The organism is Stenotrophomonas terrae (genome assembly GCF_039674165.1).
Taxonomy (GTDB): domain Bacteria; phylum Pseudomonadota; class Gammaproteobacteria; order Xanthomonadales; family Xanthomonadaceae; genus Stenotrophomonas; species Stenotrophomonas terrae_A.
This window is the reverse complement of the sequence record NZ_JBDJMY010000031.1, coordinates 13671-29460: the sequence shown is the minus strand read 5'-3', so window position 1 is coordinate 29460 and position 15790 is coordinate 13671. Positions and strand designations below refer to the sequence as shown.

The window sequence follows — 15790 nt, the reverse complement described above, 5'->3', positions numbered from 1 at the left end:
ATGACTTCCATACGTTCCGATGCCGCCGCGCGTCGTGCATTGCTATTGGACGCGGCTGACGCCGTGTTCGGCGAGCACGGCATCACCGCCCCGCTTGACCTTGTGGTGGAGCGTGCCGGCGTGGGCCGGGCAACGCTCTACCGCAACTTCCCCGACCGCACCGCGCTGATCCAAGCGCTGCTGCAACGGACCGTGGAAAAGATCGAAGCCCACCTGCAGGAACTGGGCGAGCGTGACGATGCCTTGTTCGAGTTGATCGTCGGCATGGCCAAGCGCATCGTGCACTCGCCGGCACTGGCTGATTACTGGCGCGCGGTGGACCCGGACCACCCCGCCATCAAGGCCGCACGCGAGCACATCCTCAACCTGTCAGCACCGGCTCTGCAGCGCGCGAAGGCCGCGGGCCTGTGCCGGCGGGATCTGGAATTAGCCGATATTTCGCTGATCTCCAGCATGCTGGGCGCGGCCCTGCGCGGGCGCACCGCCGAAGATCGCGCCACCCTCGCACGGCGTGCGCTTGAATTGCTGCGCCCCGGCCTCGCCGCGCCGCTCGCACCGGAAGCCAAATGAAGCCGCTCAAACCCATTCCCGATTGGGAGGAGCACGAAAAGCCCACCCTGCCCGGTTCGGCGTCGATGCCCTGGCACCCGCCGTATCGGCGCGCGGCCTATGCCGCCGTGGCGGTGCTGGTGGCCATCACCGGCGGCCTGGGCAATGCGCTTATCAGCGCCAACCTGCCTTTGATTACCGGCCAGATGGGGCTGCAGGCGAGCGAGGCGAACTGGCTGGTTGCCGCCTATCTGATGGTCAACGTCAGTGCCAACCTGCTGGTGTTCAAGTTCCGCCAGGAATACGGCATCCGCCTGTTCGCCGAGATTGGCCTGGGCACCTATGCCGCACTGGCAGTGCTGCACCTGTTTGTCGGCACCACCACCACCACGGTGCTGGTGCGTGCCGCCAGCGGCTTTGCCGGCGCCGCCTGTACTACCCTCGGCACGCTGTACATGCTGCAGGCGCTGCCGCGCAAATACGTGGGCAACCTGCTGGTGATCGGCATGGGCCTGTCGCAGCTGGCAGTGCCGCTGGCGTGGCTGTTGTCGCCCAGTCTGCTGGACCACGGCGAGTGGCAGAACCTGTATCTGTTCGAGGCCGGGCTGGCGCTCTGTTCGTTCGCCGCCGTGGTGGTGCTGAAGCTGCCGCCCGGCATCCAGATCAAGGTATTCGAACGCAAGGACTTCCTCACCTTCGCCCTGCTCGCCCCCGGCCTGGCGCTGCTGGTGGTGGTGCTGAGCCAAGGCTATCTGCACTGGTGGTTCGATTCACCGTGGCTGGGTTGGGCGCTGGCGGCCGCGGTGGTGTTGATCACCGCTGGCCTGTGCATCGAACACCAGCGCCGCAATCCGCTGCTGCAGGTGCGCTGGCTGATGGGCCCGGTGATGCTGCGCTTCATCGCCGGCGCCTTCCTGATCCGCTTCCTCACCAACGAGCAGTCCTACGGGATGATCACGATGATGCGCACGCTGGGCATGGGGCCGGACCAGATGGCGCCCTTGTTCGGGGTGATCCTGATCGGCGTGCTGCTCGGCATCGCCGCCGGCGCGCTGACCTTCGGGCCGAAGGCGCTGATTCCGCAGTTGCTGGTCTCGATCATCCTGCTTGGCAGCGCCGCCTTCCTCGACCAGCACCGCACCAGCATGGACCGGCCGATGGACTTCGCCCTCAGCCAATTCCTTGCGGCGGTGGGCAGTGGCATGTTCATGGGCCCGCTGATGTTGATGGGCATACGCCAGGCGATGGCGCGCGGACTGGACCACATCGTGTCCTTCATCGTGATTTTGTCGCTGACCCAGAGCTTCGGCAGCCTGGCCGGTTCGGCCTTCCTGAGCAGCTTCCAGTTGCACCGCGAGCACATCTATTCCACCGCACTGGTCAGCCAGCTCAACCCCGCCGACCCGCAGGTGGCGCGGCGACTGCAACTACAGCAGCAAGCCTACGCCCGCATCATCACCGACCCGGTACAACTCAAGGCACAGGCCAGCGCTGCACTGGCGGCCACCGCCAAGCGCGAGGCCAATGTGCGTGCGTTCAACGATGTATTCGCCTTCAGCGGCTGGGTAGCGATCTGTTTCCTGACTTGGCTGCTGCTGGAAGTGACGCTACGCAACCCACGTGTGAAGCAGGTAATCGGCCGTGACCGCGCCGGCACCCAGAACAAACGAGCAGAAACATGAGCAACAAAACCGAAAAGACCGCTTCAACCCCGCCTCCCGCAGCGGTGTCCAAGTACAACCGGCCCAGCCGCACCAGCGTGGTGGTGATGATCGTCGTCGCCATGATCGGGCTGACCCTGATCCTGCGCGCCTGGCAGCTGTGGCCATTCAACAGCCCGCGCATGCACACCGACGATGCCTATGTGCGCGGCCAGGTGACGGTGCTTGCACCACAGGTCAATGGCTATGTCACCGAAGTGCTGGTCAGCGACTTCGATCATGTGAAGCAGGGCCAGCCACTGCTGCGCATCGATCAGCGCATCTACCAGCAGAAGGTGGACCAGGCCCAGGCTTCGCTCGACGATGCACGCGCGCAGCTGGCCAACTCCGACCAGAGCCAGGCGCAGAACCGCGCGCAGATCAGCTCGGCACGGGCAAACCATTCGGCCGAGCAGGCTGAGCAGCAACGCAGCCGCACCGAACTGCAGCGCTACGAGCAGTTGGCGGCACAGCAGCTGGTGTCCAACAGCGACCGCGACAAACTGCGCTCCTCGGCACAGGTGGCAACGGCCGGCGTCGCCCAGTCGCAGGCGGCCATCAATATCGCCGAGCAGACCCTCACCTCCACCCAGGTGGCGCGCAAGGGGCTGGAAGCCAAGGTCGCCATGGCCGAAGCGGCGCTGGAGCTGGCCCGCATCGATCTGGACAACACCGTGATCAAGGCCCCGCGCGACGGTCAGGTATCGGAAGCGACCGTGCGCCTGGGCCAGTACGTCACCGCCGGCAGCCAGTTGCTGTTCCTGGTGCCGGACACGCTGTGGGTGGTGGCCAACTACAAGGAAGGCCAGACCTGGAACATGGCCATCGGCCAGCCGGCGACCTTCAGTGTGGATGCCTTCCAGGGCAAGAAGCTGACCGGCCGCATCGAGCAGATTGCCCCCGCTACCGGTTCGGAGTTCTCGGTGCTCAAGCCCGACAACGCCAGCGGCAATTTCACCAAGGTGGTGCAGCGCCTGCCGATCCGCATCGCCATCGACCCCGACCAGCCGCTGGCCGCCCGCCTGCGCCCCGGCATGTCGGTGGTGGTGGAAGTGGATACGGCCGCAACGCCCACCGCCACCCGGTAGTGCGGAGCCACGCTCGGCAGGGGCATTACCAGCGAAAGCTGCCCTCACCCCAACCCCTCTCCCGCAAGCGGGAGAGGGGCTAGAGCGGTAGTGCCGAGCCATGCTCGGCAGGGGTTTGCCCGGTGAACGCGCACGAGCAGCACAAGCCAAAGCACCCCTCCCCAACCCTCCCCTTTGCTACGCAAAAGGGAGGGAGCGTGTAGTGCCGAGCCATGCTCGGCAGGGGCTTTCCCAATGAACCCTGCAAACCACCCGCGCATCCATCGCCGTAACAACCCGCCACGCGACGCAAGAACGGCCCAGAATCAACCGCATCCAAGCCAACTCCCGCTTCAAAACAGACCGCGCCGCTCCTTCAACACAACGGTAAGGACTAAAGCGCTAGGCTGTACCCCTGTCTCCAGCCGGGCGAACCCTTGATGAAACTGATTCTGGCCGCTTCCATCTTGGCTGCACTCACGGCCCCGGCCGCCAACGCCGCCGACACGCTGTATTCCGGCGGCCCCATCATCACCGTCAATGACAAACAGCCCGATGCCGAAGCCATCGTCGTGCGCGACGGCCGCATCGCCTTTGTCGGCACCCGCAAGGCGGCGCAGCGCTTCAGCCCGCAGGCGCAGCAGGTGGATCTGCAGGGCCACACCCTGACGCCGGGTTTCATCGATGCGCACGGCCATGTTTCCGGCGTCGGCCTGCAGGCGCTGTCGGCGAACCTGCTGCCTGCACCCGATGGCGAAGGCAACTCGATCCCGGCGCTGCAGAAGATCATGCGCGAGTTCCGCGCGCACCCCACCACGCCCGAGGGCTACAAGGTGCTGATCGGCTTCGGCTACGACGATTCGCAGCTGGTCGAACAGCGGCACCCGACCCGCCAGGACCTGGATGCGATCGCCACCGATATCCCGGTCATCCTGATGCATCAATCCGGCCACCTCGGTGCCTACAACAGCAAGGCGCTGGAGTTGGCCGGCATCACTGCCGACACGCCCAACCCGCCGGGCGGCGTGATCCGCCGCGAACCCGGCAGCAACGTACCCGACGGCGTGCTTGAGGAAAGCGCGCACAACATCGCCCTGGCCAAGCTGATGCCGGCGATGACCGCCGAGCAGTCACTGGCCATGCTCGAAGCCGGCCAGGCGCTGTATATGAAATACGGCTACACCACCGCGCAGGACGGCAAAACCGACGCTGGCACCCTGCAGCTGCTGCCGATGGCCGCCAAGGCCGGCAAGCTCAAGATCGACGTGGTGTCCTATCCCGATATTGAAGTGGCCTTGCAGAACCCGGCCATGCAGGGCCCGTTCTATGGCCTGAACTACACCGACCACTTCCGCATCGGCGGGGTGAAGATCAGCCTGGATGGCTCGCCGCAAGGCAAGACAGCATGGCTGACCAAGCCTTACTACAAGGTTCCCGAAGGCGAGAAGCCCGACTATGCCGGTTACCCCGCGTTTCCAACCGCCAAGGTCGATGACCTGATCACCCAGGCCTGGGGCCATGGCTGGCAGGTACTGGCGCATGCCAATGGCGACGCCGCCATCGACCAGCTGATCCACGCCGTTGCCACCGCCGAGGCGAAGTACCCGGACAAGCATCTGGTCCCGGTGCTGATCCACGGCCAGACCCTGCGCAAGGACCAGGTTGGCGAACTGCGCCGTCTGGGCATCTTCCCCTCGCTGTTCCCGATGCACACCTATTACTGGGGTGATTGGCACCGCGACTCGGTACTGGGGCCGGAACGCGCCGAGAACATTTCGCCCACGCAGTGGGTACTGGATGCCGGCATGGTGTTCACTTCGCACCATGATGCGCCGGTGGTGTTCCCGGATTCGATGCGGGTGCTGGATGCGACGGTCAACCGCGTAACCCGCAGTGGCCGTGTGCTGGGACCTGACCAGCGTGTCTCACCGGCGATCGCGCTGAAGGCGATCACGTTGTGGGCAGCGCGGCAGTATGGCGAGGAGAGCAGCAAGGGCTCGATCGAAGTCGGCAAGCGCGCGGATCTGGCCCTGCTGTCGGACAACCCGCTGAGCATCGAACGCAGCCAGCTGCACACCATCAAGGTGTTGCAGACCATCAAGGATGGCAACGTGGTCTACGAAGCAACACCGAAGCCGTAAGCACGGCCGGCTGTTGTAGGAGCGGCATTAGCCGCGAAGCCACTACGACATCCGAAGCCGATAGCGCATTGACCGCACCAACGTGATGGGGCGGTCGGAGCCTATTGGCTTCGCGGCTTATGCCGCTTCCACAAAAGAACAGAGGGCTACGAGATTTCAGCCTTGTTGGAGCGGCACCTTACCCTCACCCCAACCCCTCTACCGCCGGGAGAGGGGCTTTGAGCTTCACCCTGCGCAGTTCGCGCAAAGGCCATGTACTTCCAGCGTCTGTGCCTGCGGCTTGAAACCCAGCTCCTTGGCGCGGGCTTCCAGCTGGCGGACGATGTCGCGATCCTCCAGCTCCACCGCGCTATGGCAACGGTCGCAGATCAGGAACGGCACCGAATGCTGGTTGCTGCTCGGGTGATGGCAGGCGACAAACGAGTTGACCGATGACAGCTTGTGCACGAAGCCATTGGCCATCAGGAAATCCAGCGCGCGGTACACGGTGGGTGGCGCATCGGCGCCGACACCCTTGCCTTCGCGCACCCATTCCAGCAGTTCGTAAGCCTTGACCGGCTTGCCCGCCTCGGCGATGAGGCGCAGCACGTTGGCGCGGATCGGCGTCAGCCGCAAACCGCGCTCACGGCACACCCGTTCGACCACCGCAACAAAATCCGCCGCGTCTTCAACGTGGTGATGCGGGGCGGTACAGGAGTGTGCGTCGGTCATGGCTACCTCGTCCGAATCAGGCCGTCGGGATCTTGATGAGTGCGGCGTCGATGCGTTTCAAGGCCTCGTCGCGGCCGGCAAGGTACACCGTATGGGAAATATCCGGGCTCACCTGGGTGCCGGTGATGGCCACGCGCAGCGGCTGGGCTACCTTGCCCATGCCGATTTCCAGCTGTGCGGCCACCTCGTGCAGGGCCGCCGACACGCCTTCGGCAGTCCATTCAGCCGCGGCCAGCAGCTCGCGGGCCTTGCCCAGCGGAACCTCGGCGCCAGCCTTGAAGTGCTTGGCCACCGCGGCTTCGTCGTACTCGTTCAGCGGGGTGTACCAGACCACGGCCTTCTCGGCCATTTCCTTCAGGGTCTGCACGCGCTCGCGCAGGGCGATGACCACGTCAACCGGCGCCGGGCCGTTGCCCAGGTCCAGACCCAGCTTTTCCAACTGGTAGACCAGGTGCGGCGCAATGGATTCAGGCGTTTCGGTCTTCAGGAAGTGCTGGTTGACCCAGCCCAGCTTGGCCATGTCCAGGCGCGCGGCCTTGGAATTGCAGTTGGTGACGTCGAAAAGATCAATCAGTTCCTGGCGGGTGAAGATCTCCTGGTCACCGTGCGACCAGCCCAGGCGGGCCAGGTAGCTCAGCAAGGCCTCGGGCAGGTAGCCGGCGTCCTTGTACTGCATCACGTCGGCCGCGCCGGTGCGCTTGGACAGCTTGGCGCCCTGCTCGTCCAGGATCATCGGCATATGGCCGAACTTGGGCACCGGCGCGCCGATGGCTTGGTACAGGTTGATCTGGCGCGGGGTGTTGTTGATGTGGTCATCACCGCGGATGACTTCATTGATCTTCATGTCCCAATCGTCGACCACCACCGCGAAGTTGTAGGTGGGGTAGCCGTCCGGGCGGAAGATGACCATGTCATCGAGCTCGCTGTTGGCGATTTCGATGTTGCCCTTGATCAGGTCATCGAACAGCACCGTGCCTTCAAGCGGGTTCTTGAAGCGGATGACGCGGTTCGGGTCGTCCTTGTAGGCCAGCTTGAGCTCGCGGGCGGCCCCGTTGTAACGCGGCTTCTCCTGCTTGGCCATGGCGGCTTCGCGCATGGCGTCGAGCTCTTCCTTGGTCTCGTAGGCGTAATAGGCCTTGCCGTCGGCGATCAGCTGCTCGGCCACTTCCTTGTAACGGGCGACGCGCTCGGTCTGGTAGATCGGGCCTTCGTCATAGCCCAGGCCCAACCAGTCCATCGCCTCGAGGATGGCGTCGATGGCGGCCTGGGTTGAGCGCTCACGGTCAGTATCTTCAATGCGCAGCACGAACTCACCGCCACGGTGGCGCGCTTCCAGCCAGCAATACAGCGCGGTGCGGGCGCCACCAATATGCAGGTAGCCGGTGGGACTGGGGGCAAAGCGGGTACGGACGGTCATGACGGGCGCAGAAGTGGGAATCGGGGCATTTTACCTCTTCCCCCCTGCCGGTGCTTCGAACCCGCTTCAACCGCCAAGCAGCGCCCCGGCTTTAGCCCCTCTCCCGCCTGCGGGAGAGGGGTTGGGGTGAGGGCCGCTCTAACTCTAGCTTTAGCTCTAGCTCTGGCTCTGGCTTCAGCTCTGGCTTCAGCTCTGGCTTCGGCCCTTGCCGCTGCTCCAGCCTTTGCCTTACCGGGCCCCTTCCGCAGCGACGGAGCTGGCAGACAAGACCCCGCATGGGGCGACGCACAGGGATGTGCGTCGTTTTTCGACGAGACAGGGATGTCTCGTCGAAAAATCCTGCCAGCGCAGTGGACCCGCGCTGCGTAGCTGCGTGGGCGCGGAGGCAGGGTGTGCTTTCTTTTGGTTACTTCTTCTTTGCACAAGCAAAGAAAAGTGACTCGTTCCCGTAGGGGAGCGAAAGCTCTTGATCTTGATCTTGATCTTGCTTGTCAACGAGACAACAAAGCGCCAGCAACAACAAGAGCCAAAGCTCCCCCCATCCGCCCTTCGGGCACCTTCCCCCGCAAGCGGGAGAAGGGAGACATCGAGCATTGCTTGCTCTGCCCCAAAAGCAGAAGGGCCGCAAAGCGGCCCTTCCCAAATCAGCACTACGCGCCAGCTGCCAGACTCACTTCTCCAACAACGGCTTGCGCGGGAACCGCTCCTCGCGCATCGCAGCGTTGTAAACGAACGACGCCACAATCGCCGCCGCCTGCTTCAGATCCTCCGCCTCGGCGTGATCCCAGGTATCCAGATGGCTGTGATGCACATTGCTGAAGTAATCCAGACGATCCTGGATGAACTGGAAGCCCGGCAGACCCACCCGGTCATAACTGATGTGATCGGTGCTGCCGGTATTGCGCGTGGCCACCGTGGTCGCACCCACATCATTGAACGGCTTCAACCATGCCTCGAAGATCGGCATCGCCGCCATGTTTTCCTGCGCATAGATGCCACGGAACCGGCCCGAACCATTGTCCATGTTGAAGTAGACCTGGAACTTGTCGTAATCACGCAGCTTCTGCAGCGGACCGGTCGGCTCACGCAATGACGCCGGCAGCGCCTTCTGCACCGCATCGGTCGGCTCCGGGTAACGCGCGAAATGCTGCGCCACATATGCCTGCGAACCAATCAGGCCCTGCTCCTCACCACTCCACAGACCCACGCGGATGGTGCGTTTGGGCTTGGCGCCCACCGCCTTGAGGATGCGCATCGCTTCCATCATCACCGCCACGCCCGCAGCGTTGTCAGCGGCGCCGGTGCCGGTGTGCCAGGAGTCCATATGCGCGCCCAGCATCACGATCTCGTCGGCCTTGCTGCTGCCACGGATCTCGGCCAGCGTGTTGTGACCTGGCTGATTGGTGTCGTCGGTGAAGCGCGCATCCACGTTGACCCGCAGCGTTACCGTCTGCTTGTCCTTGAGTGCCCGCACCAGCGGATTGAAATGCTCGGCGATCATTGCCAGTTCCGGAATGCCCACCGACTCGCCAGCCTTGCGCGAACCACCGCCGGCCACACGGATGATGCCGTTGTCCCAACCGCTGATGCTGATCGACGCCAGCGCGCCTTCTTCGATGAAGAACGCATTGACCGCCTTGGTCAGCTCCTGCCGCTCGTTGAACTCCTTGAGCCGCTTTGCGCGGTCCTCTTCCGCCGTCTTGGGAATGGTGAAGGCCTGCAGGCCTTCCAGCGAGGTTGCATCGTGACGGTGCGAATCGGACTCGGTGCCGCGCTTGTATTCGCGCGCATCACCCAGCAGCAGGATCTTGCCACGCAGCTTGCCCTTGTACTTCTCAAGGTCGGCCAGCTTCTTGATATCGACCTGGATCAGCTCACCTTCCACCGCGCCATTGGTGCCCGGCGTCCACGCCTTGGGCAGGGCATGCAGCGGCTGGACGCGCTGGCCCAGCATCTCGACACTGGCCGAGGTGAACTCCCAGCCACGGCCGAAGTCCTCGAAGGCCTCGTCGTGCACATTGACCAGGCCCCACTCGTTGAACTTGCCACGGCTCCAGGCATTGGCCTGGGTCATGGCCGGCGAATTACTCAGGCGCGGGCCGATGGTTTCGGTCAGATGGCTGAAGGTATCCATCACCTGCGAACGATGGAAAGCTTCCTGGCGGATCTTGCTGACCATGTCCAGATCCACCTGCTCAGCCGCCTGCGCCGTAGCGCTCACCGCCAAACCCATGCACAACGCCAACAATCCCCGCTTGATCATGCTTTCCCCGGCCTAAGGCCCAATTGCCAACAAAGCGTCGAGTCTAGCCAGTGAACTGCAGCTGCCGAGTCGGCCAATGGTCATGGTTCAGCTATAACGGCGCGATTCAGTCCGCAGGGTCGCCAGCACTTGCGCCAGCGCTGGCTGCACCCGACTTTGCCGATCACGGCCATTGCTCTGACTGTTGCTGCTCTCGCTGCTGCTGTTGCTGTTGCTGCTGCTCTTGCTGCCGCTCTTGCTGCGACTCTTGCTGTTGCTCTTGCTGTTGCCTTTGCTGTTGCTCCCGCCTTTGACTTACCGGGCCCCTTCCGCAGCGACGGAGCTGGCGGACAAGACCCCGCACGGGGCGACGTGCAGGACGCACGTCGTTTTTCGACGATACAGGGATGTATCGTCGAAAAATCCTGCCAGCGGAGTGGACCCGCGTCGCGTAGCGGCGTGGGCGCGGAGGCAGGGTGTGCTTTCTTTTGGTTACTTCTTCTTTGCACAAGCAAAGAAAAGTAACTCGCTCCCCGCAGGGGAGTGAAAGCTCCCGCTCCGGCTCCGGCTCCACCTCGACTATAGCCAGCAGCAACACCAAAGCTAAAAGCTCCCCTCATCCGCCCTCCGGGCACCTTCTCCCGCAAGCGGGAGAAGGGAAGCGTCATGCAGCCCCACTTGCTGAAGCGTCATTCCGCCCTCCGCGCACCTTCTCCCGCAAGCAGGAGAAGGGAAGCGTCATGCAGCCCCACTTGCTGAAGGGTCATTCCGCCCATCGGGCACCTTCTCCCGCAAGCAGGAGAAGGGAATCGTTATGCAGCCCGGCTTGCTGCCGCCAACCGCCCCTCACTCCCACCACCCGTAAACCACCATCCGCTCCACCGGCAGCACCACAAACCATGAGCGGCCATCTTGAGCAACAGCCGAATACCCAGCCCCATGCGTCTTCGGCAGCGCGTCCATAGCCACTGTCGTCCCGCACACATCGTCATCAATATCCAGCGAACAACCCGCCGCAAACGCCGAATACACCCAATCCCCAGCCTCGAAATACCGCAGCCCCTTGCGCCGGATCGCCAACGCCGTCGACAACGACAAGCGCAGCGCCACAACCCCCTGCGCCTGCTCACTTGCAAACACACTGCCCAGCAACACCCGCTCCACCTGCCCTGGTGCCATGCCGAAGTGCAACAAGCCGCAGGTCTCGATACCCGCCGGCAACAAACGCTGCGCACGGCGATGGATCAATGCACGATTCATGTCATTCCTCCTTACGAAAGAGGCGGGATGGCCAATGCCACCCCGCCCCGTCATCGCAACCGTCCAATCAAGCCTGCTTGTTCACCGCACGATTGCTCAGCTCGTACCAATCCACCTTGCGGGTGATCCACATGATCGCCGCCAGGATGCCGAACAGCAGCAGCGAGCCCATCAGCAACGCGTTGTTCTCCGAGACCAGCAGCACATACAGCACGCCGTACAACATCGTCAGCATCGTCGCGAAGCCGACACCGCGCTTCCAGCTATGCAATACGCCGCTCAGATAGAAACCCTGCAGGCCTATACAGGCCGCCGCCGCGATCAGATACGCCTGCCAGAACGCAATCTGCTCGGACAGGCTCAACAGCAGCAGGAAGAAGATCGCCAACGCCAGGCCCACCAGCAGGTACTGCAGCGGGTGGATCTTCAACTGCTTGATCAGCTCGAACAACGCAAAGCCAACGAAGGTCAGCAACACGAACAGGATGCCGTACTTGCTGGCCCGGTCCACCTGCGTATAGGTGTCCACCGGGTCCACCAGGGCCACGTTGAGGACCTCGACATTGCTGCCGTCACTGCGAATGGCCTGAGCCAGCTGCGACTGCGCCGCCGACGCCAGCGAAGACACCGCCCACTCCGCCTTGAAACCGCTGGTATCGATGCTGCGCTCGTTGGGCAGGAAGCTGCCGCCGAACAACGGGTGCTGCCAGGTCGAAGACAAGGAAACCCGGGTATCGTCACCCACCGGCGCAATCGCCAACGAACGGGTGCCGCCAAGCACGAATTCCAGTTCCACCTTGCTGCCCTCGCGCAACACGCCCTGCATCGAGTCCGGCAGTGGCGACAGCGTTGCATGCAGGCCCTTGGAAGTTCCCTCCAATACCCCGGCGCCCGGCTTCAACTGGATCGCTCGGCCGTCGACGCGCAGGTTCGGCGTGCCAACAAGACCGCGTACGTCGGAGATGCCCATGGCCAGATACGGGTTGCCATAGGTCCGCCCCGGCACCGCGACATAGCTGGTTTCGGCGAACTCAGCCTGCAGCTTGGCCTGCCAGTTGTAGACCGGCACCTTGAACAGCCCCACGGTGCGCTCATCGGTGCGCATATTGCCCTGCACGTTCAAGCGCGTCGGCATCTGCAGGTCATAGCCGCCTTCAACACGCAGCTCGGTCCGGCGCGGCTTGTCTCCTTCGGCGGGAATTTCAACTTCGCGCTGCTGGGTCCACGGCAGCACCCGTACCGGGCCAATCAACGACTGCTCGCCGGCCCAGCTCTGCGACACCCGTTCGACCGCCTCGTCGCGGTAACGCTCACGCTCGTTGATGGTGCTGCGGATCAGCACCAGGGGAATCAGCAGCAACAACACCAGCCCGCCGACAATGGCGAAGCGCAACAGCAGTTTCAGGGAAGTCATGTCCCGTCCTCGTGTGGAAACGGGACCAGCTTGGACGCGACCGGTGAACGGGGTTTGTGCCGAGTTTGAAGCGAATGTGAAGTCAGCCCGCCGGTAGCAGCAGGCTGGCCTCGGCGCCGCCTTCCGGGTGGTTGCACAGCGCCGCGACGCCGCCATGCAGGCGCGCCACCTCGGCCACGAACGGCAGGCCCAGGCCGGAACTGCGCTGCCCGCTGCCCGGCCGCGCCAGTGAGTAGAAACGCTCGAACACGCGGTCCTGCGCGTATTCCGGCACGCCCGGTCCGCTGTCGCGTACCGCGATGCGCCAGTTCGGCCCTTGCCGCTGCAGGCCCACCACAATGCGGCCGCCGGGCGCGGAGAACGCGATCGCGTTGTCCAGCAGATTGGACAGCGCCTGCCGCAGCAGGAAGGCATCGCCCTGCACCAGCGCCTGCTCCGGCAACGCTGCATCCAGCTCGATCTGCCCTGCCTGCAGGCGTGGCGCCGCGTCCTCGGCCAGCGCGCGGCAGACCGCTACCAGATCCACCGCGCTGCGCCGTTGCAGCCATCCGTGCTGCTCCACTTCGGCAAGCCGCAGCAGCTGGTCGATGGTTTCAGTGAGGCGCCGTTCCTGCTGCACGATATTGGCGGCGAAACGCTGACGATCGGCTTCCGGCAAGGGCTCCTGCAGCAGCTCGGCGGCACCGCGTATCGCCGCCAGCGGGCTCTTCATTTCGTGCGTGAGCGACTGCACGTACTGCTCGACGTAGGCCTTGCCTTCCAGCTTGCGGCGCATGGTTTCCAGCGCTTGGCCAAGGTCGCCTATCTCATCGCGGCGGCGCTTGGGTGGCGGCACCGGTTCACCGGCGCTCACCGCCTTGGCATAGCGGCTGAGCCCGCCGATGCCGCGCGACAGCCACCAGGTCATCAGCAGGCCGATCAACGCCGACAAGCCGATCAACCACGCGCCGCGCGCGATTATGGCGCGCTGGCTGGCAACGATGAAGGGATCGATGGTGTCATTGGGCTGCGACAGCGTCAGCACGCCGATCAGGGTGCGGCCGTCGGCCGGGTCGTACATCGGCGCCGCCACATGCATCACGGTATTGATTTCTTCGCCCGGAATTTCCGGGCTGGAGCGCGCGCCATACTCACCGCGCAAGGTCTTGTAGACATCATTCCAGCGTGAGTTGTCGCGGCCCACGTCCTGCCCGCGCGAGTCGTAAACCACTATTCCCTGCGCATTGGTCACCGTCACCCGGTAGTCGATGCTGCGCTTGGGGAAGCGCCACACCATCGCCTTGGGATCGCGGCGCTGGGCAGTGGCCAGGCGCGCGGCGAAGTCACCATCGCCGATATGCCCGGCTTTGAGATCCGGTGCCGCCATCACCGCCAGCACATTGGCCGCATCCACCAGGGTGGATTCCATGGCCTGGCGCACGCCGGGCTTCACCTCATTGACGAACACCCGCATCACGAAGAACGCGGCGATGCCGACAATCAGGAAGAATCCCAAAAATATCTTCAGCCCCAGCCGCATCAGTCACACATCCAGCGCGTAGCCGACGCCACGATGGGTGCGAATCGGCTCGCCCTGTGCACCGGCCGCACGCAGCTTGGCGCGCAGGGTTTTGACGTGGGTATCGACCGTGCGGTCGGTACTGTCGCTGGTGTGGTCCCAGCCGCGTTCCATCAGCTGCGCCCGGCTCAGGATGGCCCCGGGCCGCTGCAGCAGCGCCGCCAGCAAGGCGTATTCGTAGCGGGTCAGGTCCAGCAATACTTCCTCGTAGCGGATGCGCCGGCCTTCCTGGTCAATGCCGAAGCGGCCCAGCTGCTTCCAGCCACCCGGCTCGGCCGCGACCGGCGCAGCGGGGGCGGCACGGCGCAGGCGCGCACGCACCCGTGCCACCATCTCGCGCGGCGAGAAGGGCTTGGTCACATAGTCATCGGCGCCCAGTTCCAGCCCCAGTACGCGGTCGAACTCATCGTTGCGGGCGGTCAGGAAGATCACCGGCACCTGGCTGAAAGTGCGCAGTTCACGGCAGACCTCGAAGCCGCCCAGGTCGGGCAGGCCGACATCCAGGACCACCACATCGGCCCCGTCCTGGCGCAGCAGCGCCAGGGCCTCACGGCCCAACGCACAATGGCTGGCGCTGTAGCCCTCGCTGCGCAGCGCATAAAGCAGGGTGTCGGCGATGGCGGCCTCGTCTTCGACGACGAGTACCCGGGCAGGTTGGCTGGACATTGCATCAGCATAGCCGCCCTTGCCGCAGACACCAGCCCTGCCCTGGCGGTGGCGGTGGACAGGCGCCTGAAACCCCCGCCAGCGGGCAGCCGGTCACCCGCCACGGCAATCAAAACGCGCACGCAACGCTGCAGCCCGTAAACTTCGCCGATGAATTATCGCCACGCCTTCCACGCCGGTAACCACGCCGACGTTCTCAAGCACATCGTCATGTTGGCGATGATCGACGCACTCAAGCACAAGGACTCGCCGTTCTTCGTGCTGGACACGCATGCCGGCCGCGGCCGCTACCTGCTGTCGGCCGAGGAAAGCCGCAAAACCGCCGAGATCGATGACGGCGTGCTGCGGCTGATGACCACCCCGTCCCTGCCGGAAGTGGTGGAGCAGTACCTGCGGGCCGTGCAGGCCGACAACCCGGTCGGTGCGCTGATTTCCTACCCCGGCTCGCCGCTGCTGGCCGCCCGCGCCCTGCGCGAACAGGACCGCATGGCCGCCTGTGAGCTGCAGAAGGACGAAGTCGCTGCGCTCAAGCAGCTGTTTGCCCACGACCGCCGGGTACAGGTGCACGCTGGCAATGGCTACGAGGCCATCCGCGCCTTCATCCCGCCCAAAAGCGGCGAAACCAAGATTGGCCGGGCATTGGTGCTGATCGACCCGCCGTACGAAGTGCAGGATGCCGAGTATCCGCAAATCATCTCAACGCTGCGTGAGATTTTGACGCGCATGCCGCAGGCACAGTGCGCGGTCTGGTATCCGATCAAACAACGCCGCACCCTGCAGCCGTTTTTCCGCAAGGCGGCCTCGCTGCCGGCCAAGTCGGCGCTGATCACCGAGCTGATGGTGCGGCCCGATGACTCTCCCTTGCGTCTGAATGGTAGCGGGATGCTGCTGCTGAACCCGCCATGGCAGTTTGAGAAGGTGCTGGCCCCGGCATTGCCCGTCCTGAAGCAGTATCTGGGCGAAACCGGCGCATCGACTCGGATGGAGTGGCTCAAGACGCCCGAATGACGGGCGTCCCCGGCAGTCTGCACCTGCTTTTGACCGCGTTCACAGTACATAGCACCC

Annotated in this window: 12 protein-coding genes; 5 read left to right on the top strand and 7 right to left on the bottom strand. The window is 64.2% G+C overall.

The window, feature by feature from the left end:
• The 4 genes from ABE493_RS13465 to ABE493_RS13450 all read left to right on the top strand — a co-directional run bounded on the left by ABE493_RS13465 (position 1) and on the right by ABE493_RS13450 (position 5457).
• Positions 1 to 570: a TetR/AcrR family transcriptional regulator gene (locus tag ABE493_RS13465; protein WP_346499425.1), complete on the top strand. Its 570-nt coding sequence runs from the start codon at positions 1 to 3 to the stop codon at positions 568 to 570.
• Positions 567 to 2231, top strand: coding sequence for an MFS transporter (locus ABE493_RS13460; protein WP_346499424.1), 1665 nt, complete (start codon positions 567 to 569; stop codon positions 2229 to 2231). The genes ABE493_RS13465 and ABE493_RS13460 overlap by 4 nt, the downstream gene beginning before the upstream one ends.
• Positions 2228 to 3337 carry an HlyD family secretion protein gene (locus ABE493_RS13455; RefSeq protein WP_346499423.1) on the top strand — a complete coding sequence of 370 codons (1110 nt, stop codon included), beginning with the start codon at positions 2228 to 2230 and terminating at the stop codon, positions 3335 to 3337. Before ABE493_RS13460 ends, ABE493_RS13455 begins: the two co-directional genes overlap by 4 nt.
• Before the next feature lie 419 nt (positions 3338 to 3756).
• Complete coding sequence (locus ABE493_RS13450) at positions 3757 to 5457, top strand: amidohydrolase (RefSeq protein WP_346499422.1); 1701 nt, start codon at positions 3757 to 3759, stop codon at positions 5455 to 5457.
• Positions 5458 to 5682: 225 nt separating this feature from the next.
• Here the strand turns inward: ABE493_RS13450 and ABE493_RS13445 are convergent, their stop codons facing one another.
• From ABE493_RS13445 to creB, 7 genes are all read right to left on the bottom strand, one after another.
• The gene (locus tag ABE493_RS13445) at positions 5683 to 6168 is read right to left on the bottom strand and encodes a Fur family transcriptional regulator (protein WP_346499421.1); all 486 of its coding nucleotides are present in this window, start codon (positions 6166 to 6168) and stop codon (positions 5683 to 5685) included.
• 16 nt (positions 6169 to 6184) lie between these two features.
• Positions 6185 to 7585, bottom strand: coding sequence for a glutamate--tRNA ligase (gltX, locus tag ABE493_RS13440; protein WP_346499420.1), 1401 nt, complete (start codon positions 7583 to 7585; stop codon positions 6185 to 6187).
• A gap of 670 nt (positions 7586 to 8255) precedes the next feature.
• Positions 8256 to 9848: a M20/M25/M40 family metallo-hydrolase gene (locus ABE493_RS13435; protein WP_346499419.1), complete on the bottom strand. Its 1593-nt coding sequence runs from the start codon at positions 9846 to 9848 to the stop codon at positions 8256 to 8258.
• Positions 9849 to 10673: 825 nt separating this feature from the next.
• Positions 10674 to 11087 (bottom strand): hypothetical protein, encoded by a 414-nt coding sequence (locus tag ABE493_RS13430; RefSeq protein ID WP_346499418.1) that lies wholly within the window; start codon positions 11085 to 11087, stop codon positions 10674 to 10676.
• Positions 11088 to 11154: 67 nt separating this feature from the next.
• On the bottom strand, positions 11155 to 12501 hold the full coding sequence (gene creD, locus ABE493_RS13425) for a cell envelope integrity protein CreD (protein ID WP_346499417.1): 1347 nt from the start codon (positions 12499 to 12501) through the stop codon (positions 11155 to 11157).
• 82 nt (positions 12502 to 12583) lie between these two features.
• Entirely contained in the window at positions 12584 to 14020 is a 1437-nt protein-coding gene (gene creC, locus ABE493_RS13420; protein WP_346499416.1) for a two-component system sensor histidine kinase CreC, read from the bottom strand.
• A gap of 3 nt (positions 14021 to 14023) precedes the next feature.
• Entirely contained in the window at positions 14024 to 14725 is a 702-nt protein-coding gene (gene creB / locus ABE493_RS13415; protein ID WP_346499415.1) for a two-component system response regulator CreB, read from the bottom strand.
• A 150-nt stretch (positions 14726 to 14875) separates the two neighbouring features.
• Here creB and ABE493_RS13410 point away from each other — a divergent pair, with 150 nt between their 5' ends.
• Positions 14876 to 15733 (top strand): 23S rRNA (adenine(2030)-N(6))-methyltransferase RlmJ, encoded by an 858-nt coding sequence (locus ABE493_RS13410; protein ID WP_346499414.1) that lies wholly within the window; start codon positions 14876 to 14878, stop codon positions 15731 to 15733.
• Positions 15734 to 15790 lie beyond the last annotated feature (57 nt).